Source organism: Noviherbaspirillum suwonense (assembly GCF_900182955.1).
Classification (GTDB): Bacteria; Pseudomonadota; Gammaproteobacteria; order Burkholderiales; family Burkholderiaceae_D; genus Noviherbaspirillum_A; species Noviherbaspirillum_A suwonense.
This window is the reverse complement of the sequence record NZ_FXUL01000022.1, coordinates 76,684-100,302: the sequence shown is the minus strand read 5'-3', so window position 1 is coordinate 100,302 and position 23,619 is coordinate 76,684. Positions and strand designations below refer to the sequence as shown.

The following is a 23,619-nucleotide window of genomic DNA, read 5'->3' as shown; positions in this document are numbered from 1 at the left end:
GTCAGACCCGCTCACTTGATTTCTCGGCGATCAGGCCGGTCGGCTTCCATGCCATGAAGATGATGACCGCGGCGAATGCGAACACGTCCTTGTAGGCGCTGGGGATGTTAGGGATCAGCGCGGGCAGCGTGGCGCTGCCGATGACCTGGAGGCCGGCGAACAGGAAGCCGCCCAGGATGGCGCCGTAGATATTGCCGAGGCCGCCGAGGATGGCCGCGGAAAACCCGATCACGCCCAGCAGCAGGCCGACATTGAAATTGATCTCGTTGTAATAGAGCCCGTTCATGACGCCGGCCAGCGCCGCCATCGCGGACCCGAGGCCGAAGGTAAGCAGCACGATGGCCTCGAAGTTGATGCCCATCAGCCGCGCCGTCTCGCCGTCCTGCGCCACCGCGCGGATCGCCATGCCCAGCCTGGTGCGGGTAATCAGGAAATGCACGCCGCCTATCGTGGCAAGCCCGCTTGCAAGCAGCAGCAGGTTGTCCGCGCGCAGCGACAGGCCGCCGAGGTCGATCGATGCGTTCGGCAGCAGCGCGGGGAAGGGCTTGGAATTGGAGCCGTCCGGGTAGAACAGCCGGACCGCCTCGCGCATCACGGTGCCCAGCATCAGCGTGGCCAGCAGCGTGTTGAGCGGCGGCGCGCGGTGCAGCGGCAGTATCAGGAACCTGGCGATCGCGGCGCCGAGGAGGCCGGTGACGATCACGGCGGCCAGCACCATGGCGATCAGGCGCAGCCAGGGGGAGCCCACGTCCAGCATCATCACGCCGGTGGCCGCGGCCAGACCGGCGAAGGCGCCCACCATCAGGGTGTCGCCGTGCGCAAACTGGATGACATTAAGAACGCCGAAAAACAGCGTGAAGCCGACTGCCACCATCGCGTAGATCAGGCCCAGCATCAGGCCGTTGAATACATACTGACCGATTACACTCATCGTTGCTCCTTTACTGCATGGGCGCCGGGCCGGCGCTGCGTCCGGCCCGGAATGGCGCGACGGCTGTTACAGCCCGGTGAGCTTGCGCTTTTTCTGGCCGTAGGCGCTGTCTTCCCAGACCACCCACTTGCCATCCTCGACGACATACTTGGTGACCAGCGAGACGACGTTCTGGCGATGGTCGTCGAAGGTCACCTTGCCGATCAGCGTGTCGGCGTCCTTCGTGTTGTTCAGCACCTCGAGCACCTTCTTGCGATCTGGGCCGACCTTCTCCACGGCGTCCATGATCAGGCTGGCCGCAGCGAACGCAAACGGGCCATACGCCTCCGGCGGCTCGCTGTATTTCTGCTGGGTGTATTTGCCGGTGAAGAACAGGCCGCCCGGCAGTTTCTCCCATGGCGCGCCTTCGATGAAGGCCAGCGAACCTTCCGCCAGCTCCTTGCCCGCGCCCTGGATGTAGGCATCCGACATGATGCCGGACGTGCCTTCGAACTGGGCCTTGATGCCGAGCTTTTCCATCTGGGTCCGTATCCGCACGCCGAGCGGCGTGAGGCCGCCGAAGTAGACCACGTCCGGCTTCAGTTCGCGGATCTTGGTCAGTTCGGTCGTGAAGTCCTGCTGGTCGGCGGTCACGCCGAAAGTGGCCAGCACCGTGCCGCCGTTTTTCTTCAGGAAGTCGGAGAAGTACTTGTTGTGGCCCTTGCCGTAATCCGTGGTGTCATGAATGATCGCCCACTTCTTGTAGCCCATGCCGGTCATGAACTTGGCGGCCACTTCGCTCTGGTTGATCATCGTGCCGTTGACGCGGTGGACTTCCTTGTAGTCGTTGCCGTAGGTGATGTCCGGCAGCACGGCGCCCCATACCACGGCGGGCATGCCGAACCGGTGGTAGACGCCCACCGTACCCATCGCAACCGCCGAGCAGAAATGCGTCACGCCCGCGATGATGCTGTTGTCCGCCGCGATCTTGGTCGCGACCTGGACGCCGACGTTGGGCCGGCATTCGTCATCCTGCGTCACCAGCTGGTAGGTGTATTTCGACTTGGGGTCGGCATTGCGCAGCCGCACCGCCAGGTCGGTCGAGTTGCGGCCGCCCAGACCGATGGCGGAATTGCCGCCGGTAAGGGGGCCGACGAATGCGATCTTCACCACGTCCTTGGCCATGGCCGGCGTGGACAGGACGGCCAGGCCGACACAGGTGTACAGCATGGCCCTGGCCAGGGCGGTAAGCTTGTTGCGCATCGCGATCCCCTAAAAATGAATACTTGTGGATGAAAAATTCAAGTGACTTGAATGAAGTTAATGACAACTGCATGATTGGTCAAGTAACTTGAATACGGCAGTGCAACAAATGTGCCAGCAAAATCGCGGGGAAATGCATTGGGGTGGTGCGGTTTGGGGATGCGGCGTGCCTGTGCGTGAAAAAGGGCTGCACTTAAATGGCGTTCATCCGGCCCGCCGCGGTGATTGCAGCGGGGACGACCCTGATGAATCGGTCAGTCCAGGTCCGGTTCTTCGGGCGCCGCCAGGCTCAGCGTTGCGCGCCCGACGTGAGGATTTTCCATGATGCGGTGCTCCAGCCTGCGGAGCAGCCGGGCCAGTTCGGCCTGGTCATGCTGTCCGCTCAGCTCCACCCGGGCCGAGATCAGGACTTTTTCCGGGCCGATGTATTCCGCAAAGAAGGCGGTCACCCGACTGATCTCCGGCGCCTGCTTGAAACCCGCGATGACCTTGGCGCGCAGGTCCGGCGGCAGGGAAACGCCAGCCAGGAAGCGGCGGTTCATGTCGATCAGATACAGGCCGACCGCGCCCATCAGTATGCCGATCGCGATCGACCCGGCGCCATCGAACTCGGCGCGGCCGGTGACCTGGTGCAGGGCCATCGACAGGCCCGCGATCGCCAGTCCCAGCAAGGCCAGCAGGTCTTCGGTGATGACCGCGCGAAGCAGCGTGTCCGATGTGCTCAGCAGGTGGCCGACCACGCCCAGGCCGCGCAGCGACGCTTTCTGCCGGACGAACCGCACCGCCTGCACCAGCGACACGGCCTGTATCACGAATGCGCATCCCAGGACCAGGTAGCCGAACAGGAAGCCGAAGACCGGTTCGGTCGAATGCAGTTGCTCGATGCCGCGCCAGACGCCGAACTGGGCCCCGAACAGGAAGGTGCCCGCCGACCCGAACAGGGCCCAGACATAGGATTCGCGGCCATAGCCAAGCGGGTGGTTGTCGTCGGGCGGTCGGGATGCGACCAGGTAGGCATTCGCGCGGAAACAATCGGCAACGACGCCCACCCAGGAATGCACGGCCTCGGCGAGCATGGAACTCGAACCGGTCACGATGGCTGCCGCCGTTTTCATCAGCGCGATCACGGTCTCGCCGGCGAACGCCTTGGCTAACGCAAGTCGTCGATCAGCAACGTGGTTCCCGAAGCCAAGCTTCTTGTGAAAACGGTTGAATGCGCGCACGGCTGCAATGGTAAGCGGGATTTTCGTCCAAGGCATTGCGCCGCATCGCCCGTCGCTACCCGCGCGGGGCCGGGTCCGCCAATACGTCGGCATCCGGCGCCGACGGAATGAAGGGCGAGGGAATCGCGCCGCATGCAACGCGCGGCCGGCGCAGGGGCATGACAAGCATGCCATCCCTGACCTCGATCAAATCGCGGGCAACGCAGTCAAGCACACTTGCAGCAGGAGCGCCGGCGGCCTTCGGCTGCGATGTCCATGGCGCATCGCCAGACGGCAACGATCATGGAGGAACCGATGCGGTCCTTACACATTAGCTCCGGCAGTCTCGTCGGGTGCGCGGCTTCGGCGTCGCTGCTGTGCCTGTGCACCCATGCATACCCGGCTGGGTTCGCGCTGAACGAGATGAGCGCCGCGGCGATCGGCAATGCATTCGCCGGCGCCGGCGCGACAGCGGAAGACGCCAGCACCATCTATTACAATCCCGCCGGGCTTTCGCGGATGACGGGCCGGCAGTTCTCGCTGACCGGGTCGGCGATAAAGCCGTCGATACGCTTTGAGAACAGGGGGTCGACCACGGCGACCGGCGCCGCCTTAAGCGGCGGAAATGGGGGCGACGCCGGCAGCTGGGCTGCGATTCCCGCGCTGTACTTCGCCACCGATGTCGTCCCCGGCCTGCGCTTCGGCATCGGGCTGCAGTCGGCCTTCGGCCTCAAGACCGAGTATGACAATGGCTGGGTTGGCCGCTACCAGGCGCTGAAATCCGAGCTGCAGACCTTCAACCTGAACCCGACGCTGTCCTACGCGGTCAATGAAAAACTGTCGCTCGGCATCGGCGTCAGCGCCCAGTATGCGAAGGTGGAGCTGACGCGCGCGATCGACTTCGGCACCGTCTGCGCCGGCGCGCTGGGTGTCGCGCGCTGCGCGCCGATCGGCTTCCTGCCGCAGTCGAAGGATGGCAAGGTTACGCTGGACGGCAAGGACTGGGCCTACGGCTTCAATCTCGGCGCGCTCTACATGCCGACGCCGACCACGCGTTTCGGCCTCAGCTACCGTTCCCGCATACGGCATGACGTGTCGGGCGGCTCGGCCAGGTTCGACAAGCCGGCCGGGCTGCCCGGCCCGCTGGCCGCTGCCGCCGCCTTCGCCGACAATGACGTGAGCGCGCAGCTGAACCTGCCGGAGACCGTCAACCTGAGCGCCTATACGGAGCTCAACGACAAGTGGGCAATGTTAGGCGACATCAACTGGACGCGATGGAGCCGCTTCGACGAATTGCGCGTGAAGTTTTCCAACGGCTCGGCCGACAGCGTGGTGCGCGAGGAATGGCGCGACACTACCCGCTTCGGCGTCGGCGTCAACTACCGCTACAACGATGCATGGCTGCTGCGTGGCGGCCTGTCCTATGAACGTTCGCCGGTGAAGGACCAGTTCCGCACGGCCAGCGTGCCCGACGCGGACCGCACCATCCTGGCGTTCGGGATGCGGTACAAGCCGTCGCCGCAGAGCGCATGGGATTTCGGCTATGCCCATATTTTCATCAAGGATGCATCGATCAACAGGGCCGACCTGCCGCTGAATGGACGGCTGGTCGGCGAATACAAGAATGACGTCAACATCCTGAGCCTGCAGTACAGCCGCGCCTTCTGATGCAGCCGGCCTCAGCGCTGCATGGTCGTGCCGCGGCCTGAGCCGGAGGCGGACCCCAGGCCCGAGCCGCCGCTGCTCGACTGGCTGCGGGCGGACGCCAGGTCGCCGCTGAGGTTCGTCTTCGCTTCGCGCATGCAGGACGCGCGCTGGCCGGCTGCCATCCGGCCGCATTCCCTGACCGCCTCCGCATAGGCCGCGTTGGCTTCCTTGACCATCCTGCTGTAGGCGGCGCGCGGACTGCTGTCCTCGGTCATCTGGCGTCGTTCCTCCGTGCGGCTCATCGCGTCGCCCGTGTTCCGCGCCGCCGAAGCGGGCAGCGCGCTGCAGGCCAGCAGCAGGAAAAATGCGCATCGTGGAATTACCTTATTCATCTGTTTTACCCTCCTGTCCATGGATCGATACATCGAAATATTCAAACTGCTCGCCGCCGGGGCTGGCCCTCATCTACCGACTTCACTCTGCATCCTGTTCCCAGCGCGCCTGGTCCATCGCCGCCTGCCGTTCCTGCGCCGCATCGACCTCGCCGGCGAGCCGCTGCAGCTTTTCCGACACCCTGACCGGGTAGGGCTGCGTTGCCTTCAGCAGGCGCAGCGCCGGCGGCAGCGCGGCGATCTGCGCCCGCACCCGTGCGCGGATCCCGGACAAGGCGGGACCGGCCGCCAGCGGTTTGCCGGCGCGCATTACCGGCTGCAGCAGGCCGTCGCCGGGCTGGTCTTCATCGGCCAGCGCGAGCACATCTTCCTGCAGCCCGCCATCGCTGCGCGCCCGGCGGAGCACCTGCTTCGCGCCGGGCCAGAATGCCTTGCCGGCCGATCGCTTCCGCAGCGGACGATGGTCGTATTCCACCAGCTTGTAGGCGCAGTCGAGATAGGGTGCGTCGCTGGACGTATTCATCCGCGTGCCGACGCCGAAGCCGTCGATCGGCGCGCCCTGCGCGACCAGCGCCGCGATCGCGAATTCATCCAGGTTGCCGCTGGCGAAGATGCCGATGTCGGGACAGCCGCCCGCGTCCAGGATCCCGCGCACGGCGGATGCCAGCGCGCCGAGGTCGCCGCTGTCGATGCGCACGGCCTTGATGCGCGTCCGTTCCTCTTCCCACAGCCAGTGCGCCAGCGGCACGACCATGCGGGCCGCGGCGATGGTGTCGTAAGTGTCGATCAGCAGCGTCGCATTGTCGGGAAAGGCCTGTGCGAATGCGGCATAGGCGTCGGCTTCGGACGCATGCGCCTGCACGAAGGAATGCGCCATGGTGCCGGCGACCGGGATGCCGAATAGCGGCGCGGCCAGCGCGGTGGCCGTGCTGTCGAAGCCGGCGAGGTAGCTCGCGCGCGCCGACAGCAGCCCGGCCTCCGCGCCGTGCGCGCGTCGCAGGCCGAAGTCGACCAGCGTCCGGCCTTGCGCGGCGATCACGCAGCGGGCCGCCTTCGACGCGACCACCGTCTGGTAGTGGATCAGGTTGACCAGGCGGCTTTCGATGAACTGCGCCTCGCGCAGCGGTGCACGGATGCGCAGCACCGGCTCGTCGGCGAACATGACGGTGCCTTCCGGCACGGCGTCGAGGTCGCCGGTGAAGCGGAAGTCGTTCAGCGACGCGATGAAGCCCGGATCGAAGCGGCCGCATTCGCGCAGCCAGGCCAGGTCGTCTTCGCCGAAGCGCAGGCTTTCCAGGTAATCGATGAGCTGGGCCAGCCCGGCGGCGACCAGGAAATTGCGACCGTCCGGCAGGCGCCGCACGAACAACTCGAACACCGCTGTCTGGTTCATTCGTCGCAGGTAATACGCCTGCAGCATCGTGACCTCGTACAGGTCGGTCAGCAATGCACGTTCGCTATAACGTTGCACCAGGCCTCCAGGGCTTCATTCCCGGTCAGGTTAGGACGACCCCCGGGCATGGCCTTGAGATGCGTCAATTTGTCCGGCAAAGCCGTCGCCATGCGCTTCCTGCGCCTTGTGCCCGTTTTGCGTATCCGGCGACGGCTGGCAGTCGATGCCCAGTGCGTGCGCCAACGCCATGCACAGGCCGGCCACGTCGCCCGGCGACAGGCGATCGGCGTCGACCGCGATGGCATGCGCCATTTCCGCATCCGACAGCGGCCGGGCATGGGCGAGCTGCCGGGCCAGCACCGCGGCGTCGGCGTCGGACGCATCGGCGCCCGCATTGGCGCGCAGTGCCAGACGCTGCATCATCACGGCCGGGCTTGCTCGCAGGTCGAAGATGCGAAAGGGCAGCTTGGCGCGGGCCGCGTAGCGGGCGAAGGGCCGTCGCTGGGCAGCGTCCAGAAAGGCGGCGTCCACCAGCGCGACCATGCCGGCCGCCGCCACCGCACGCGTCAGCGCCAGCAGGCGTTCATAGGTGCGCCGCGTGGCGTCGGCATCGTACAGCGGCGATGCGTGCGCCGCGCCGCTGCGGTCCAGCGGCTGCAGGCCGTGCAGCCGCTTGCGTTCGATGTCGGAGCGCAAGTGCGCCGCGCCCAGCAGCGCCGCCGCTTCCCGCGAAAACGTGGTCTTGCCGCTGCCCGAGCAGCCGTGCGTGATCAGGACCGCGGGCTTGGGTGCCCCGGTAAGCCGCGCCGCATGCGCCAGGTACGCCAGCGCCTCGCGCCTCGCCGCATCGCGGGCTACTTTCGACACAGCCTGCGCGGCGCGCAGCAGCATGACCAGGCAGCGCACCAGTGCGCGGTGCATGCTGTAATACGCCAGCAGGACCAGCCCCGCATAGTCGCCGGTCTGCGCCAGGTAGCCGTTGAGCAGGCGCGTCGCCAGGTCTCGGCGCTGGCGGCATGCCAGGTCCATGTATGCGAACGCGAGGTCATTGATCACGTCGATCCAGCGCAGCGGCTCGCTGAACTCGATGCAGTCGAATACCCCGACGCCGCCCTCGGTGGTGACGATGTTGCCGAGGTGGAGGTCGCCGTGGCATTCGCGCACCATGCCCGCGTCCTTGCGTGCCGCGAACTCTGGGGCCAGCCGCCTGTGCTCGGCCGCATCCCATGCGCGCAGCCGGGCCAGCGTCGCCTGGCTGGCCTGGTCCGGCGCCAGGCGTGCGATCGCGTCGAACGTGGCTGCGGCGGTGGCCGCCAGGCTTTCCGGCCGGCCCCAGGCAGTCCCGGCGGATGCGGCGGCGGCCTGCTGGTGAAAGCGCCCGAGGAGGTCCGCGAGGGCGTCCACCTCCTGGACCGACAGACTGCCCTCGTCCAGGCGGCGGCTCCACAACGCCGTTTGCGCAAAGGCATGCATGCGCACCGCATACTCGATGGCCTCGCCCTTGCCGTCATCGCCGAGGCGCGGCTGCGCGGCATCGCCCGTCACCGCGACCACATCGACATACAGCGTGGGCGAAAGCCGGCGGTTCAGGCGCAGTTCCTCCTCGCAGAGACGGCGGCGTGCAGCCAGCGTCGAGCAGTCCAGGAAATCCAGCTTCACCGCCTTCTTGATCTTGTATGCATAGCCGCCGGCGACCAGCACCCACGAGATATGCGTGTCGAAGCACTGGGCCGGCTGGCCGCCGGCGCCCAGCATCCTTGCGAGCGCGGTGACCAGCGCGGTCTGCGCGGCGAGCGGCGCGGTGCTGTCAGTCATCGATTGCCTGCTGCCTGCTGCCTGACCCGGCCTGGCGGCTGCGGGTCAGAAGCCCGGAATGGCAGGCAGGCCGGATGCGACGCCGGCGTCGGGCTGCGCATGCTCGACCACGATGCAGTCGGTGGTGAGCACCAGGCCGGCGATCGACGCCGCATTGGCCAGCGCCAGCCGCGTGACCTTGGTCGGGTCGATCACGCCCATGCCGGTCAAGCTGCCATAGGTGTCGGTGGCGGCGTTGTACCCGAAGTCGGCCGCGCCATGCGCCACCTTCTCGACGACGACATCAGCCTCGCCGCCGGCATTGGCGATGATCTGCCGCAGCGGTTCCTCCAGCGCCCGGCAGACGATCCGGACGCCCGAGGTCTGCGCGATGTTGGCCAGCTCCAGCTGCGCGATCGCATCGCGCGCGCGGATCAGCGCGACGCCGCCGCCGGCGCCTATGCCTTCCTCCACCGCCGCCCGGGTAGCATGCAGCGCGTCCTCGACCCGCGAACGCTTTTCCTTCATCTCGGTTTCGGTCGATGCGCCGACCCGTATCAGCGCGACGCCGCCTGCCAGCCGGGCAGCCCGCTCCTCGAGCTGCTTGCGCTCGAACGCCTCGGCCGTGCCGGCGGCCTGCTGCCGCACCTGCGCGATGCGGCGCGCGATCGCATCCGGCGCGCCGGCGCCGCCGATGATGGCGGTGCTGTCGCGGTCGATCTCGACCCGGTTCGCACGCCCCAACGCGGACATCGGCAGCGTCTCCAGCGCCAGTCCGGCGTCGCTGTCGACGACACGCGTGCCGGTGACGACCGCGAGGTCTTCCAGCAGCGCTTTCCGCTGCTCGCCGAAACCCGGCGCCTTGACCGCGCAGGTTTTCAGCGTGCCCCTGAGCGTGTTGATGACCAGCTTCGCAAGGGCGTCGCCGCTGACATCCTCGGCAATGATCAGCAGGGCCTGCCCGGCCTTCGTCACCTGTTCCAGCAGCGGGAGAAGGTCGTTGATGGCGGTAATGTTTTTCGGGTACAGCAGGATCAGCGCATCCTCCAGCACCACGCGGTCCTTCTGCGCATCGGCAATGAAATAGGGCGAGGCATAGCCGCGGTCGAACTGCAGGCCTTCCACGACTTGCAGTTCGTTCTGCATGCTGCGTCCGTCCTCGGCCTTGATCACGCCCTCCCGGCCCACGCGCTGCATCGCCTCGGCGATCATGTCGCCGATGGCGGCGTCGCCGTTCGCCGAGATCGTCCCGATCTGCGCGATTTCCTGGTTGGCCGATACCGGCCGGGAATTCTGCTGCAGCCTGGCAATCACCGCTGCCACGGCCGCGTCGATGCCGCGCTTGAGCTCCATCGGGTCGAAGCCGGCGGCGACGAATTTCATGCCCTGGCGTACGATGGCCTGCGCCAGCACGGTCGCTGTCGTGGTGCCGTCCCCGGCCATCTCGGACGTTTTGGCGGCGACTTCCCGCACCAGCTGCGCGCCGACATTCTCGAACGGGTCGGCCAGTTCGATTTCCCTGGCCACCGTGACGCCGGAATTGATGATGGTGGGAGAGCCCATGCGATTGCCCAGCACCACGGTTCGTCCGCGCGGCCCCAGCGTGACCTTCACCGCGTCGGCCAGCATGTTGAGGCCGTCGCACATCTTCTCGCGCGCCTGCTCATGGAACAGCAATCGCTTCGCTGACATCGCGGTTTCCCCTGGATGGATGAGGCCCGGGCTGGGACGCGCCCATGGCGGATGACTCATCATAGGGAGCCGGGCTAGCCGCCGGGCTGATGTAGGTCAAGCCGACCGGGGCGGGACTTGACGCGCTGCGTGCGGTATGCCTTCATGATTGGGCCGCATCGGCCGGTCGAGCGGGCCGGGCGGGCATGCGGAACGATAGACGGAGGCTTTCATGACAGACCCCGCGCCTTTTTCCACGCCGGACCAGGGCCTGATGCTGTTCGCGCCGGAGGCCAGCGCGGAATTTGCCGGGCGGGTGGCCCGGCACATGGGCATCGCGCTGAGCGCGCATGAAGAACGCGAATTCGAGGACGGCGAGCACAAGATGCGGCCGCTGGCGAGCGTGCGCGGGCGGCATGTGTTCGTGCTGCATTCGCTGTATGGCGATGCGCTGCAAAGCGGCAATGACAAGTTATGCCGGCTGCTGTTCTTCATCGGCGCATTGAAGGATGCCGCCGCGGCCAGCGTGACGGCCGTTGTTCCCTACCTTGCCTATGCCCGCAAGGACAGGAAAAGCAAGCCGCGCGACCCGGTCATCACGCGCTACGTGGCCGCGATGTTCGAGGCGGTCGGGACCGATGCCGTGATGACTATCGATGTGCATAACCTGGCCGCCTTCCAGAATGCATTTCGCTGCCGCACCGAGCACTTGGATGCGATCGGCCTGTTCGTCGCGCACTTCGCCCCGCTGGTGCAAGGCCGCAGCGTGGTCGTGGTGTCGCCGGATGCGGGCGGCATCAAGCGCGCCGAGCAGTTCAGGCGGCACCTCGGCGAGGCCATCGGCGCCCCGGTCGGCTCGGCCTTTGCGGAGAAGCACCGCAGCGAAGGCGTCGTCAGCGGCGACTTGCTGGTAGGCGACGTCGGCGGCAGGGATGCGATCATCATCGACGACCTGATCAGCAGCGGCACGACGCTGGCGCGGACGGCGGACGCCTGCCGCAGGCTGGGCGCGTCGCGGGTGTTCGCTGCCGCGACCCATGGCCTGTTCATGGACGGCGCGCCGGCGATCATTGAAAACGAGGCGTTGCAGGGTATCGTCGTCACCGACACCGTCCCCGCTTTTCGATTGGCCGGGAAGGCGTCGCACACCAGGGTTACCGTCATCAGCTGCACGGAATTGCTGGCGCAGGCAATCCTTCGGGTTCACACCGGCGGTTCGGTGACGGCATTGAGCGCGTTCTGATATTTCGTCGCCAGTTGAAGATAGGCGAGCGCGCGCCGATGCCACTCCTCCGAATGACGGAACCGTTCCTCGTCCAGGTGCCGGATCGCAATGGCCGCGCGCAGCACCGCGCGGTAGCCCTGGTAGAAGCAGACCAGCGGCCTGCTTGGCCTGTCCCCGGAGGCCTTCCGATAGGCCAGGAGCAGCAGTTCGCCCGACCGGACCGAGCCCAGCCGTTCGCATTCCAGCGCGAGATAGCCCACTTCGTCCATCGGGTCGACCGTGCGCAGCGCGCTTGAAAATTCCAGGCAATCGATGACGGCGACATCTGGGCGCAGGCAGACATGTTCGGGCCGCAAGTCGCCGTGGCCTTCCACGACTTTGCCGGCGCGTACCCGCGCGTCCAGCCATTCAGGCTTGTGTTCCACGAAGGCCCGCTGCATTGAACAGAGCTGGCGGACAGGCGCGGCCGGCAGCCGATAGGCGGGGCGGGTCAGGGTCTGCTCGTTGCCGGCAATGCCCTGGACAAAGCCCGCGCGATAGGTTGCCGCGTCGATGGCAAGCGGCGCGCAGCGACGATAGAAGTCCGCAAGCCTTGCCGCTACCCGGCGGATATCGTCGTCGCGCACCGCCCCGTTCCTGATCGCATAATCGAGCATGTCCGCGGCGGGGAGCCTGCGCATCATCACCAGCCAGTCGACGATGGTCTCGCCCTCGCCGCGGCCGTCCTCGCAGAGTCGCAGGTGTCCCAGCGCATTCATCGAAAGCGCGACGACACCCAGATAGACCTGGTCCGCGAGCCGCCGGTTCAGCCGGACTTCCTCGTCGCAATAGAAATGCCGCGCCTCGAGGCGGCGGAAGTCGAGCGCTTGCAGGCGGACAGGCTTTTTCAGCTTGTACGCATAGCGTTCGGTCAGGAAGACCCATGACATATGCGTTTCGATTGCCTCGACCCGATACGGCCTGTCGGGGAAACTCATGGGCTGGCGCAGGAAGGCGACCTTGGCTTCCAGCGCGATCTCGGGAAAGGTGGCTGACACGGCGATACACCCCTGCAATGACGAAACATTCAGTCCTTCAGTCCTTCAGTCCTTCAGTTGTTCAGGCGGCGGGCCGGCACCGGAAGGCTGGCCCGATGCCGCTTTTCATGCTGCACCCTTGAACGCATCTTCGAATGCGCGGATGAATTCGCGCAAGGCCCAGGCGGGCAGTCGCGCGATGCTTGCCCCGGCCGGGCGACCGCCGCCGCCAAACCGGCGGCACAAGCGGTCGGCGCCCTGCAACGCACGGCTTCCCTGCAACGGCGCACGCACGCTGACGGCGTAGCCGTCGGTGCCGTTCGTCACGAGAAGCGCATGCGCGGCGCCGGGCGATGCCTGCGCAAGCTGGTTGGCGTAGATACCCCGCACCCGGCGGCTCCAGGCCGCATCCGGCAGCACCAGCATGCGGCCGGACGCGGAGGAAAGAGGCCGCGCCAGGCGGATTGCGCAGTCCAGGTCGCTGTCGCGCGCGGTGCGCAGACGTTCGTAGAAGGGCTCGTTGCGGATGAAGCCAAACGGATCGGCATACCGGTGCAGGCATGCGTACAGCAGCGCCGGATCGGCATGCAGGTCGGAGACGGCGTCGCCGTAGGCGTTGTAGTTCAGGCATATGCCGAGCTGGCGCAGCGCCGCCGTCTGCGCCGCATCGAACGACAGCGATCCGGCCAGCAGACGGGCTTGCGCATCGAGGTTGTCGCCGAAGGCGGCCACGACAGCCCATGGCCGGAAGCGCCCTTGCAGATACCGGTCCACGATCATGCCGGTGCACAGGCCGGGGCTGTTGTCGATATGCGCCTCCAGCAGCGGATGGGCCGGTATGCCGGCGTGGCTGTGATGGTCGGCATAGAAAACGGCTGCGCCGCGCGCGAGCATGGCGAGCAGCGGTTCACGGTTCGCATCGACAGAAATGTCGAGCACGGTCACCCGGTCGCCCGCGGCGGCGCTCACCCGTTGCAGCAGGGCGATATCGCTCTTGACGCCGGTGACCAGCACCGACTTCGCCGGCTCGGCAAGGCGCAGCTGGTGCAGCGCGCATAGACCGTCGGCGTCGCCGTTGAATACGTCGTAGTGCGTCATGGCAGCAAGACCATGCCGGATCGCTGCGGCGGCACGCACAGCAGGAACCGCGTGTCGCCCGGCAGCCGGCCCGGCAACACGCGAGCATCGCAAGGTTTATGGAAATCGGCGCGAGGGCCGATGCGCATCTGTGCTATGCCGTCAGGCTAGCGGCTGTGCGCGGGCGTCGCTTGCGCAATCTCAACCAAGCGGGATCGGGCCGCAGGGTGCCGGCTGGCATCGGACGAGCGCATTCATCGCCGACTGTCCCGGTCGCGCGGCCGCGCCCGGTGGATGCCGGCTGATCTGGCGCAAGGCCGCGCCATGTCCGCTTCCTATATTGGTTGAACGCGCGTGGGGAAAACGCGGCGTACAGGCCGCCAGGTGATGCCATGTGGGATGCAATCGTGATCGGCTCGGGGATCAGCGGCCTTGCCGCTGGCGCGGCGCTTTCCAGGGCCGGAAAGCGTGTGCTGCTTCTCGAGCAGCACATGACGCCGGGCGGGCAGACGCAAACCTACCGGCGGGGCGACTGGACCTTTGCAACGGGCGTGCATTACCTTGCCGGCGTCGGGCCATCGTACCGTGCAGGCGGGCGTTTCGGCCGCGTGATCGGGCAATTCGGCCGCCTGCTCGACTGGCTGTCCGACGGGCAAATCCAGTTTGCCCCGCTCGCCAATCCCTACGATATCGTGCGGCTTCCCGGGTTCGAGTTTGGCATCGAACATCCTGAAGCCGCCTACCGCAGCGCGCTGCTGGAACGCTTCCCGCACGATGCCGCAGACATCGACCGCTGGTTCGATGCCTGCCACGCCGCGCGTGAACAGGCCTACGCGCTGCTGGCCTTGCACAGCGCGCCGCTGTGGGCGACATTCGCGCTGCACATGCTGCGAGGAGCCGACCTGAATCGCTGGGCCCGGCACACGCTGGCAGACGAGCTTGCGAGAATCTCCAATGACAAGCTCCGGGCCGTGCTGGGCACGCGCTGGCCCGACCATGGCGCGCCGCCGTCCCGCGCGCCCTTCATCGAACATGCGATTGTCACGGGCGCATATAACGAAGGCGCATATTATCCGGTCGGCGGTCCGGCACGTTTCGCCGAGGTGCTGGCGCCGCTGGTGTCCGCGGCTGGCGGCGAACTGCGATTGGGCGCGGATGTGCGCCGCATCGTCGTCGAACGCGGCAGGGCGGCCGGCGTCGTCTACAGCGCCGGCGGCGAGGACAGGGAAGAACGCGCCCGCCATGTGATCGGGGCAATGGGTGCAGCCAACATCGTCCGTGCGCTCGACCCCGCCGTCGCCCATGAATGGCAGCAGCAGGTGCAGGCGATGCAGCCCGGCTTGTCCTTCCTGCTGCTCAGCATTGGCTTCGACGGCGATATCGCCGCTGCCGGCGCCAGCTCGGCCAATGTATGGATACATGAAAGCACGGAGATAGAGCGGATCTGGACATACCCCGGGGACGGGGACGCGCCCGGACTGTTCGTGTCCTTCCAGTCGCTGAAAGACCCGGCCTACCGGGGCTTGCCCACTGCCGAGGTGCTGGCGATGGTCGACAGCGGCTCGTTTGCGCAATGGCTGGGCGATGCGCAGGCGCCGCGCCAGGCTTCCTATCTGGCGCTGAAGGAAAAGTGTGCGGCCCGGATGCTGGCGCAGTTCGGGCGGCATTTTCCGTCGCTTGCGGGCATGGTGCGCTTCCATGAACTGGCCACGCCTGTCACGCAGCAACACTACGCGCGCACTCCTGCCGGGTCGATTTATGGCACGGAACTGAGCGCGGAGCGCATGACCGGGCCGGTGCTCAGGGTGCGCACGCCGGTGCCCGGCCTTGCGCTCGCGGGCCAGGATGTTTTCGGTCCCGGGCTGCCAGGTTCGTTTGCATCGGGGCTGTATGCCGCGGCGGCGGTGGAGCCGACGCTGTGGCCGCGGCTGCTGCAGGCATGAGGCGGATCGTCCGCGTCCCGGCGTCGACGCGATCCCGGCATGTCGGCAGGGCATGGCCGCAGGCGGCGGGGCGCGTATTGCCGTCTGCACGCTTCAACTTTTTTCTAAATGGAGGAAAAAATGATCGAAACCCATTTCAGCTACGACCTGCTGCCCAATGCCGACATGAAAGCCTATGGCGACTGGGTGAAGAAAACCGTCAAGACCATGCTGGAGCAGCCCGGCCTGGTGGAGTTCCGTGCGCAGCGGAACGTGCTGGGTACGCCGCAGATCCGGGCGACCAGCGTGTGGCAGACGCTGGCGGACTGGTCCAGGTTCATCGAGAGCGGCACCTGGCAAACCATGCAGGCCGAGATGCGGACCTATGTGGGCAATATCGATGTCCAGATCTGGGGATCGTCGCCGTTGATGCCCGAGCCTCTTCGTCCGGGCAAGTAATCGGCCTGGCGCCTGATCTCGCGCCGGTCGTGGATAGGCAGGGCAGGCCCGGCGTCAACCGGGGCCGCGGGCCTGCAGCTTCGCGGCAAGGTAATCGAGCAGCTTGTCCAGCGTGTGCAGGCGGGCGTAGTCCGCCTCCGGGATATCGACCTTCAATGCCTGGTGCAGCCCGATCAGGAAATTGAGCCAGTCCATGGAGTCCAGGTCCACCTGCTGGCGCAGCGGACGATCGCTGGCCAGCTCGTCTTCCTCGATTTCCGGGGCGATGCCGCGCAGCGTCGAGAGGACCAGTGTGCGTAGCGCTTGTCGTTCCATGTCTGCCTCGCAGGTCAGAGTTGTTCGGGCCGCTGCAGCCAGTCGCGCACCTCGGCCAGGAAAAGGGCGCCATAGTGGCCGTCCGACACCCGGTGGTCGGCAGCAAGGGTCGCCGTGACGGCAGGCATCGCGCGCAGCGCGCCGTCGCTGGCCCATGCGCGCTCCTGCACCCTCCCAAAGCCCACCAGCGCCACCTGCGGCGGATAGATCACGCCGGAAACGGCGTCCACGCCCTGGTCGCCGAGGTTGGTGACGGTGATGGTCGGGTCCGACATTTCGGAACTGCGCAGGGAGCCGGCGCGCGCCCGCCTGACCAGGTCGCTCAGGTCGCGCATCAGTTCGTCCAGCGACTTCTGCCGCACATCGTGGATTGCCGGCGCGATCAGGCCCCCATGGCGCAGCGAAATCGCGACGCCGACGTGGACGGCGGCCGAAGGACGGTGCGCGCCGTCGAGGTAGAAGCCGTTGATGTCGGGATGGCGGTCAAGCGCCAGCGCCACCGCCTTGAGCTGCAGCACCGCCAGCAGCAGCCGGCTGCTGATGTCGCGGCCTGCATTGGCGTCGGCCAGCCAGGCCTGTGCATGCTGCAGCGGGATCGGTTCGCTCAGGTAGTAGTGGGGAATTTCACGCTTGGAGCGGCTCATCGCGGCCGCTATCGCGCGCCGCATTTCCGCATGACGGTCGGCGCCGGCCGCCGGCGCCCCGGCCGCCTTCAGCTGCGCTTCGGCCGCATGCTGCACATCCTGCAGCGTGACCGCGCCGTCCGGGCCGGTGCCGGGCAACTGGTCGATCGCGATGCCATGCTCCTCGGCCAGCTTGCGTGCGGCCGGCGAAACCCGGCGGCGGCCGCCGGAAGGCGCAGCGGCTGCAGCAGCTATAGCGGCCGGCGCAGGCTGTGCGGCCCGCGAGGGCGGCGCTGCCGGCGCGGCAGGCCTGGCCGCGGGCGTGCGGACCGCGGTCTCGGGCGTCTCGCCGGGCTCCAGCAGCGTCGCCAGCACTGCGCCCACCGGGATCGTCTCGCCCGGCGCGACCAGCAGCTCGAACACGGTGCCTTCCTGCCAGCTTTCCACGTCGACCGCAGCCTTGGAGGTGTCCACCACGGCCACCACCTGCCCGCGCCCGACGCGGTCGCCGGGCTTGATGCGCCACTGGAGCAGCTTGCCCTGGTCCATGTCCGACCCGAGCGCCGGCAAGGTAAAGGAGATCATCGTTTCCCCGTGAGCTGATGGGCCGCCGCGACGATGGCCACCGGCTGCGGCAGCGCCGCTTCTTCCATGTGACGCGCATAGGGCACCGGCACTTCGGCGCTGCAGACCCGCAGCACCGGCGCATCGAGATCGTAGAAGCCCTGTTCCATGATGCGCGCGACGACCTCCGCGGCAAGGCTGCCGGTCTTCCAGCCTTCGTCGACCACGACCGCGCGATGCGTCCTGCGCACCGACTCGAGGATGGTCCCGTCATCCAGCGGCCGCAGCACCCGCAGGTCGATCACCTCGGCCTGGATGCCGTCCTGTTCCAGCAGCTCGGCCGCGCGCAGGGTCTTGGGCAGGCTGCCGCCATAGGTGATCAGCGTCAGGTCCGCGCCGGCGCGGCGCACGGCTGCGCCGGCGATGGCGCAGCGCTGCGGCGTGATGTCTTCTTCCATGTTGTACAGCTGGGCATGCTCGAAAAAGATCACCGGGTCGGGGTCGTCGATCGCCGGTCCGAGCATGCCATAGGCATCGGCCACGGTGGCCGGCGCCAGCACCCGGATGCCGGGGATATGCGCATACCAGCCTTCCAGGCTGTGCGAATGCTGGGCCGCGACCTGTCGGCCCGCGCCGGTGGCCATCCTGATCACGACCGGCACATGGAACTGGCCGCCGGACATGTGGCGCAGCGTGGCCGCGCTGTTGAGGATCTGGTCCAGCGCCAGCAGGCTGAAGTTCACCGTCATCACTTCCACGACCGGACGCATGCCGCCCAGCGCGGCGCCGATGCCCGCGCCGACGAAGCCCAGCTCCGACAGCGGCGTGTCGCGGATGCGCTGCGGGCCGAACTCGGCCAGCAGCCCCTTGGAGACCGCATAGGTGCCGCCGTAGCTGCCCACGTCCTCGCCCATCAGGAAGACCCTGGCGTCGGCCTGCAGCGCTTCCCGCAATGCCATGCGCAGCGCCTCGCGGTAGCTCATCTTCATGGCTGCGCCCCGGCGGCGCCGACGTCGGTCGTCAGCGTTTCGACCGCTTCCCAGCGCGAGGCGTCGGCGAATGCGACGGCGGCCGCCACCTCCTGGCCAACGCGGGCGTCGATCTCCAGGAATTGCGCTTCGCTCAGCATCCCTTCCTCCTTGAGCCTGGCAGAAAAGGTGTGGATCGGTCCGCGCTGCTTCCATGCCTCGATCTCGGCCTTGTCGCGGTACAGGTCGGGGTCGAACATGGAATGGGCGCGGAAGCGGTAGGTGCGCAGTTCAACGAAGCACGGCCCATTGCCGGCCCGCACCTGCTGCGCCGCCGCGGCGACGGCATCCAGCACCGCGATGACATCCATGCCGTCGGCCCAGCTTGCCGGCATCGCATAACTGGCTGCCTTGACGCACAGGTCGGTCTGCGACTCGGAGCGGGCCAACGCCGTGCCCATTGCATAGAAATTGTTTTCGCACAGGAAGAGCACCGGCAGCCGCCACAGCGCCGCGAGGTTCATCGCCTCGTGGAATGCGCCTTCCGCAACCGCGCCCTCGCCGAAGAAGCAGGCGCTGACCCGGCGTTCGCCCTGCATGCTGTCGGCCAGCGCCAGGCCCACCGCCAGCGGCAGGCCGCCGGCCACGATCGCATTGCCGCCGTAGAAGCGGTGGGCGCGGTCGAACAGGTGCATGGACCCGCCACGCCCATGGCAGCAGCCGTCCCACTTGCCGAACATCTCGGCCATGATCGCGTTCATCGGGATGCCGCGCACCAGCGCATGGCCATGCTCGCGGTAGGTGGCGACGATATTGTCCTGCGCCTCCAGCGCATGCAGCGCGCCCACGGCCACCGCTTCCTCGCCGATGTACAGGTGCAGGAAGCCGCGTATCTTGCCCGCGCCATAGAGTTCGGCCGACTTTTCCTCCAGGCGGCGGATGCGCAGCATGTCGGTCAGCAGGGACAAACAGGTATCCCTGTCATGCGCGATTTCCATGGCCGCCGCGTTGCCGGTCATGACTGGCCCTCCAGCGTCGAGAGGTCGCCTTCCGGCAGGCCGAGTTCGCGCGCCTTCAGCAGGCGGCGCATGATCTTGCCGCTGCGCGTGCGCGGCAGGCTCGGAAGAAACCCGATCTCCTTGGGCGCCACGGCCGCGCCCAGCCGCTTGCGGGCATGCCCGAGCAATTCCATGGCCAGCGCATCGCCGGCCTCGAAGCCGGCTTTCAGCGAAACGAAGGCCTTGACCATTTCTCCCACGGTCTCGTCCGGCTTGCCGATGACGCCGGCCTCCGCCACCGCCGGATGCTCCATCAGCACGCTTTCCACCTCGAACGGCCCGATCAGGTGGCCGGCGGATTTGATCACGTCGTCGGCGCGGCCGACGAACCAGAAATAGCCGTCCCGGTCCTGCCTGGCAAGGTCGCCGGTCAGGTACAGGTCGCCGGCGAAGCACTTGCGGTAGCGTTCCTCGTTGTTCAGGTAGCCGCGGAACATCGAGGGCCAGCCGCGCCGCAGCGCAAGCTCGCCCTCGACCTCCGGCGTCGTGACCTCGTGGATGTTTTCCTGCTCGTCCCTCCGCACGATGCAGGCGTCGATGCCGGGCAGCGGGCGTCCCATCGAGCCGGGCCTGATATCGAATGCGGGGGTATTGGCGATCATGATGCCGCCGGTCTCGGTCTGCCACCAGTTGTCGTGTATCGGCAGCCCCAGCACTTCCTTGCCCCACCACACCGCTTCCGGGTTGAGCGGCTCGCCGACGCTGGCGATGAAGCGCAGCCGCGGGAAGGCGTAGCGGCGCGCGACCTCCGGCCCGGCCTTCATCAGCATCCGGATGGCCGTCGGGGCGGTGTACCAGACACTCACCTGCTGTTCCTGCAGGATGCGGTACCAGCGGTCTGCATCGAAATCGGCTTCGTCGACGATGGAAGTCACGCCGTGCAGCAGCGGCGAGAGAATGCCGTACGAGGTGCCGGTCACCCAGCCCGGGTCGGCGGTGCACCAGAAGATGTCGTCCGGATGCAGGTCGAGCGCATAGCGCCCGGTCGCCCAGTGGGTCAGCGCCGCGTCATGCACATGGACCGCGCCCTTGGGCGTGCCCGTGGTGCCGCTGGTGAAATGCAGCAGCGCCATGTCCTCGGCCAGCGTGGGCACGGTGTCGAAGCGGTCGGACGCTGCGGCCATCAGGCGGTCCAGATCCAGCGTGCCGGCAATGCCGTCGCAGGATGCGCCGTCGCTTGCGACGAGCAGCACGTGCCGCAGTTCCGGCAGCTGAGCGCGGATCTTCTCGACCTTGCGCCGGTAAAGCTCGACCGTGGTCACCAGCACGCTGGCGCCGCCGAGCTTGAGGCGCGTGGCAATCGGCTCGGGGCCGAACGCGGAAAACAGCGGACAGGCGACGACGCCGCGCTTCAGGCTGCCGAGCACCGACACGTAGAGTTCCGGGATGCGCCCCGCCAGCACGAACAGGCGCTCGCCTTTGCCCACGCCCAACTGCGCCAGCACATTGGCGAAGCGGCTGCACAGGCGGGACAGGTCCGCATAGCTCAGGGTCTGCTCGCCTTGCGCCTGCAGAAAGCGGAACGCCGTCCGGTTCGCGCGCTCGCCGGCCAGGTGCCGCTCCACTGCCGCATCGGCGATGTTGACGGCGCCGCCGAGCTCGCGCCGGACCTGCTCCCAGGAAAAGCCGACGCGGCCGGCTTCGTAGTCGGTCCACTGCGGCGCGACCTTGAGGTCAGCCGCGGTCTTGCGGATGATGGAAGGGCGTGCCATGGCTTCCCTCTCTTGCTGCGTGACGTTGAACCATTGTCACTCCCCGAACGGCCGGCCGCCCTTGATACGTGTCAAAACAGGGCCGAAGCCCGTCGCCGCCAGCGCGGCTCGCGCAGGCACAGCCGTAAGCGCCCCTCTCCGGCAAGGCAGCGGACCTTGCATGCCGCAAGGCGCATGGATGCGAGCGCCGCCAAAAGGTGCGTAATCCCCGCGGTCCCGTCCTTGATCTGCGTCAGCCGCCGGAAAAACGGGCGATCGCATAATCGAGACAGCTTGCGCGGATCTCGTCCGCCTGGCCGTCATGACGTGACGTCAAACCCAGGAGGGGATTCATCATGTTCAAAACCATCCTTGTGCCAACCGACGGATCGGAGCTTGCGGACAAGGCCGCGCAGGCAGCAGCCGAATTTGCACAGGACACCCATGGCAGGATCATCGCCCTGGCCGTAGCTGAACCCTATCCGTATTCCCCGTTGGCTGAGCCGGCATTTCTTCCCGATCCCGCCGCCTACGACAAGGGCGTGCTGGAACTGGCGGAAACCTATGTGAGCAAGGTCAAGGCCGCCGCCGAACAGGCCGGCGTGCCATGCGAAACCTATACGATGCTCTCGGCCGACCCGGCGAAGGAAATCATCGCCACCGCATCCAGGCACGGCTGCGATGCCGTCTTCATGGCATCGCATGGCCGCCGCGGCATCCAGCGGCTGCTGCTCGGCAGCGTGACGCAGAAAGTGCTCGCGCATTCGACGCTGCCTGTCGTGGTATTTCGCTAGGGCCGGCGCGCCGGGGGCCAGCGATGGAAAGCCTCGAACGCCTGGTGACGATACCGGCCGGCAGCGCCGACCTGGAGGGCATGCTGCATGTCCCCTCGCAGCCGCTGGGCGTGGTGGTCTTCGCGCACGGCAGCGGCAGCAGCCGCTTCAGTCCGCGCAACAGCCATGTCGCCGAAGCATTGCGCGCGCTCCGCATAGGCACCTTGCTGATGGACCTGCTGACCACCGGGGAAGACCAGCGGTACCGGACCCGCTTCGATATTCCGCTGCTGACGGAGCGCCTTGCAGCCGCGCTCGACTGGCTGCGGAAAGAGGGTGGCCAGGCCGCGCTGCCGCTGGGCCTTTTCGGCGCCAGCACCGGCGCGGCGGCCGCGCTGCAGGTTGCTGCGCAGGTGCCCGTCGCCGCGGTAGTGTCGCGCGGCGGCAGGCCGGACATGGCCGGGGCCGCGGCGCTCAGGCAGGTGCATGCGCCGACGCTGCTGATCGTCGGCGGCGAAGACAGGGCAGTCATCGAGCTGAACAAGGCCGCGTACGATGTCCTGCATTGCGAGAAGCGCCTGGCCATCGTCGCCGGCGCGACCCACCTGTTCGAAGAGCCGGGCGCGCTGGACGAAGTCGCCGAGATGGCAGGCAACTGGTTTCTCGACCACTTCACCGGACGCCATCGCGGCCACGGCAAATAAGACCGCCCTGGGCCGGCCCGGCGCGGGCCTGCATGCTGCATGCCGCTCCGTATCTTTCAGGCGCCTATTTCCGCGCCTACCCTGAGCCGCACTTTCGGGCTTTCGATCTTGCGCACCAGCAGCAGGGCGCAGCCTGCCTCCTCCAGCAGGCGCTTGAGCACCAGCGCGCGACCGGCATCGAGCGCGCCATGCCAGCCGAGCGCGAGCACGCTGCTGGCTTGCCGGCCGGCCTGGTCGAGCAGCATGTCGGCCGGGTCGCCGTGCCGCAGAAGCACTTCGCGGACAGCATGGCATTCCTCGGTGCGGCAGGCTGCCAGCCCGCGCTCGAGCATTCCCTGCATACGGCGCGCATATTCATGGTGCGCGGCATCGGCGTAGGTGCCGAATGGCGTCGCGCGGGACACGCCCGGATCGCTTTCCGCATGCAGCACGCTGACCTTGAGCCGCAGCGCGGCGGCAAGGCGCGCAGCCGTTTCGAGCGCCTGGTTGGCGGCCGCCTCGCCGCTGGCGGCCACCAGCATCGAGGTCCAGGGCAGGGCCGCGCGGTAGTGCAGCGGCAGCAGCACCACCGGCGCCGGGCTGCGCTCGATCACTGCCCGCGCTACCCGTCCCAGCCGCTGCGACAGGTTGATCCCGCTGGAAATGGAGACGCCGCGCGCGCTCATCACGACCAGGCCGGCCTGGTGCCGGTCGATCGCGTCGAGCACCGCGACTTCCGCAGGCGCCTGCGTCTGGTGCAGGATGATCCGCGCCCGGTCGGTGGCGGGAAAGTGAAGCTGCGCCAGCGCATCGCCTGCCGGCAGCGGGTCTGGCGCGGCATAGAGCAGATGCAGCGTGGCATTCAGCTCCCCGCTCAGCCAGATCGCGCATCCCGCGGCCTTGGCCGCCTCGGGCGAACCGTCCAGCGGCAGCAGGATCGATGCAAACGGGTTTGTCGGCGGATTCATCGGCG

General features: G+C 67.3%; 21 protein-coding genes. 6 read left to right on the top strand and 15 right to left on the bottom strand.

Features of this window, described 5'->3' with window-relative positions:
* Position 1: 1 nt before the first annotated feature.
* The 3 genes from QOL82_RS22790 to QOL82_RS22780 all read right to left on the bottom strand — a co-directional run bounded on the left by QOL82_RS22790 (position 2) and on the right by QOL82_RS22780 (position 3,432).
* Complete coding sequence (locus QOL82_RS22790) at positions 2 to 931, bottom strand: branched-chain amino acid ABC transporter permease (protein WP_283444617.1); 930 nt, start codon at positions 929 to 931, stop codon at positions 2 to 4.
* A 66-nt stretch (positions 932 to 997) separates the two neighbouring features.
* Positions 998 to 2,173 carry a branched-chain amino acid ABC transporter substrate-binding protein gene (locus QOL82_RS22785; RefSeq protein ID WP_283444616.1) on the bottom strand — a complete coding sequence of 392 codons (1,176 nt, stop codon included), beginning with the start codon at positions 2,171 to 2,173 and terminating at the stop codon, positions 998 to 1,000.
* A 254-nt stretch (positions 2,174 to 2,427) separates the two neighbouring features.
* Entirely contained in the window at positions 2,428 to 3,432 is a 1,005-nt protein-coding gene (locus QOL82_RS22780) for a cation diffusion facilitator family transporter (protein ID WP_283444615.1), read from the bottom strand.
* Between the two features lie 258 nt (positions 3,433 to 3,690).
* Between QOL82_RS22780 and QOL82_RS22775 the strand changes: the two genes are divergently transcribed.
* Positions 3,691 to 5,043 carry an OmpP1/FadL family transporter gene (locus QOL82_RS22775; RefSeq protein ID WP_283444614.1) on the top strand — a complete coding sequence of 451 codons (1,353 nt, stop codon included), beginning with the start codon at positions 3,691 to 3,693 and terminating at the stop codon, positions 5,041 to 5,043.
* 11 nt (positions 5,044 to 5,054) lie between these two features.
* On the opposite strand, the gene QOL82_RS22770 is transcribed toward QOL82_RS22775, so the two are convergent.
* The 4 genes from QOL82_RS22770 to groL all read right to left on the bottom strand — a co-directional run bounded on the left by QOL82_RS22770 (position 5,055) and on the right by groL (position 10,293).
* Complete coding sequence (locus tag QOL82_RS22770; protein ID WP_283444613.1) at positions 5,055 to 5,414, bottom strand: hypothetical protein; 360 nt, start codon at positions 5,412 to 5,414, stop codon at positions 5,055 to 5,057.
* An 82-nt stretch (positions 5,415 to 5,496) separates the two neighbouring features.
* Positions 5,497 to 6,888: a nicotinate phosphoribosyltransferase gene (locus QOL82_RS22765; RefSeq protein WP_430438525.1), complete on the bottom strand. Its 1,392-nt coding sequence runs from the start codon at positions 6,886 to 6,888 to the stop codon at positions 5,497 to 5,499.
* 27 nt (positions 6,889 to 6,915) lie between these two features.
* On the bottom strand, positions 6,916 to 8,622 hold the full coding sequence (locus QOL82_RS22760; RefSeq protein WP_283444611.1) for a bifunctional aminoglycoside phosphotransferase/ATP-binding protein: 1,707 nt from the start codon (positions 8,620 to 8,622) through the stop codon (positions 6,916 to 6,918).
* 45 nt (positions 8,623 to 8,667) lie between these two features.
* Positions 8,668 to 10,293 (bottom strand): chaperonin GroEL, encoded by a 1,626-nt coding sequence (groL, locus tag QOL82_RS22755; protein WP_283444610.1) that lies wholly within the window; start codon positions 10,291 to 10,293, stop codon positions 8,668 to 8,670.
* 211 nt (positions 10,294 to 10,504) lie between these two features.
* On the opposite strand from groL, the gene QOL82_RS22750 reads away from it, so the two are divergent.
* Positions 10,505 to 11,515, top strand: coding sequence for a ribose-phosphate diphosphokinase (locus tag QOL82_RS22750; RefSeq protein WP_430438524.1), 1,011 nt, complete (start codon positions 10,505 to 10,507; stop codon positions 11,513 to 11,515).
* Here the strand turns inward: QOL82_RS22750 and QOL82_RS22745 are convergent.
* Both QOL82_RS22745 and QOL82_RS22740 read right to left on the bottom strand, forming a co-directional pair.
* Entirely contained in the window at positions 11,476 to 12,534 is a 1,059-nt protein-coding gene (locus tag QOL82_RS22745; protein WP_283444609.1) for a hypothetical protein, read from the bottom strand. The two genes, QOL82_RS22750 and QOL82_RS22745, sit on opposite strands and share 40 nt — an antisense overlap.
* A 105-nt stretch (positions 12,535 to 12,639) precedes the next feature.
* Positions 12,640 to 13,611 (bottom strand): acetyltransferase, encoded by a 972-nt coding sequence (locus QOL82_RS22740; protein WP_283444608.1) that lies wholly within the window; start codon positions 13,609 to 13,611, stop codon positions 12,640 to 12,642.
* A gap of 371 nt (positions 13,612 to 13,982) precedes the next feature.
* Between QOL82_RS22740 and QOL82_RS22735 the strand changes: the two genes are divergently transcribed.
* Entirely contained in the window at positions 13,983 to 15,533 is a 1,551-nt protein-coding gene (locus QOL82_RS22735) for a phytoene desaturase family protein (protein ID WP_283444607.1), read from the top strand.
* 120 nt (positions 15,534 to 15,653) lie between these two features.
* The gene (locus tag QOL82_RS22730; RefSeq protein WP_283444606.1) at positions 15,654 to 15,971 is read left to right on the top strand and encodes a hypothetical protein; all 318 of its coding nucleotides are present in this window, start codon (positions 15,654 to 15,656) and stop codon (positions 15,969 to 15,971) included.
* Positions 15,972 to 16,025: 54 nt separating this feature from the next.
* Here the strand turns inward: QOL82_RS22730 and QOL82_RS22725 are convergent, their stop codons facing one another.
* Genes QOL82_RS22725 through acsA form a run of 5 tightly spaced genes read right to left on the bottom strand, consistent with a single transcriptional unit; the run spans position 16,026 to position 21,211 of the window.
* On the bottom strand, positions 16,026 to 16,286 hold the full coding sequence (locus QOL82_RS22725) for an acyl carrier protein (RefSeq protein WP_283444605.1): 261 nt from the start codon (positions 16,284 to 16,286) through the stop codon (positions 16,026 to 16,028).
* Positions 16,287 to 16,300: 14 nt separating this feature from the next.
* A complete protein-coding gene (locus QOL82_RS22720; RefSeq protein WP_283444604.1) occupies positions 16,301 to 17,494 on the bottom strand; it encodes a dihydrolipoamide acetyltransferase family protein in 1,194 nt (397 codons plus the stop codon).
* Positions 17,491 to 18,462: an alpha-ketoacid dehydrogenase subunit beta gene (locus tag QOL82_RS22715; protein WP_283444603.1), complete on the bottom strand. Its 972-nt coding sequence runs from the start codon at positions 18,460 to 18,462 to the stop codon at positions 17,491 to 17,493. Before QOL82_RS22715 ends, QOL82_RS22720 begins: the two co-directional genes overlap by 4 nt.
* Complete coding sequence (pdhA, locus tag QOL82_RS22710) at positions 18,459 to 19,460, bottom strand: pyruvate dehydrogenase (acetyl-transferring) E1 component subunit alpha (protein WP_283444602.1); 1,002 nt, start codon at positions 19,458 to 19,460, stop codon at positions 18,459 to 18,461. Before pdhA ends, QOL82_RS22715 begins: the two co-directional genes overlap by 4 nt.
* Positions 19,457 to 21,211, bottom strand: a complete 1,755-nt coding sequence (gene acsA, locus QOL82_RS22705) for an acetate--CoA ligase (RefSeq protein WP_283444601.1) — start codon at positions 21,209 to 21,211, stop codon at positions 19,457 to 19,459. The genes pdhA and acsA overlap by 4 nt, the downstream gene beginning before the upstream one ends.
* Before the next feature lie 335 nt (positions 21,212 to 21,546).
* Here acsA and QOL82_RS22700 point away from each other — a divergent pair, with 335 nt between their 5' ends.
* The gene (locus QOL82_RS22700) at positions 21,547 to 21,984 is read left to right on the top strand and encodes a universal stress protein (protein WP_283444600.1); all 438 of its coding nucleotides are present in this window, start codon (positions 21,547 to 21,549) and stop codon (positions 21,982 to 21,984) included.
* A 23-nt stretch (positions 21,985 to 22,007) separates the two neighbouring features.
* Positions 22,008 to 22,667 (top strand): dienelactone hydrolase family protein, encoded by a 660-nt coding sequence (locus QOL82_RS22695; protein WP_283444599.1) that lies wholly within the window; start codon positions 22,008 to 22,010, stop codon positions 22,665 to 22,667.
* 56 nt (positions 22,668 to 22,723) lie between these two features.
* Here the strand turns inward: QOL82_RS22695 and QOL82_RS22690 are convergent, their stop codons facing one another.
* The gene (locus QOL82_RS22690) at positions 22,724 to 23,614 is read right to left on the bottom strand and encodes a universal stress protein (RefSeq protein ID WP_283444598.1); all 891 of its coding nucleotides are present in this window, start codon (positions 23,612 to 23,614) and stop codon (positions 22,724 to 22,726) included.
* Positions 23,615 to 23,619: the final 5 nt, after the last annotated feature.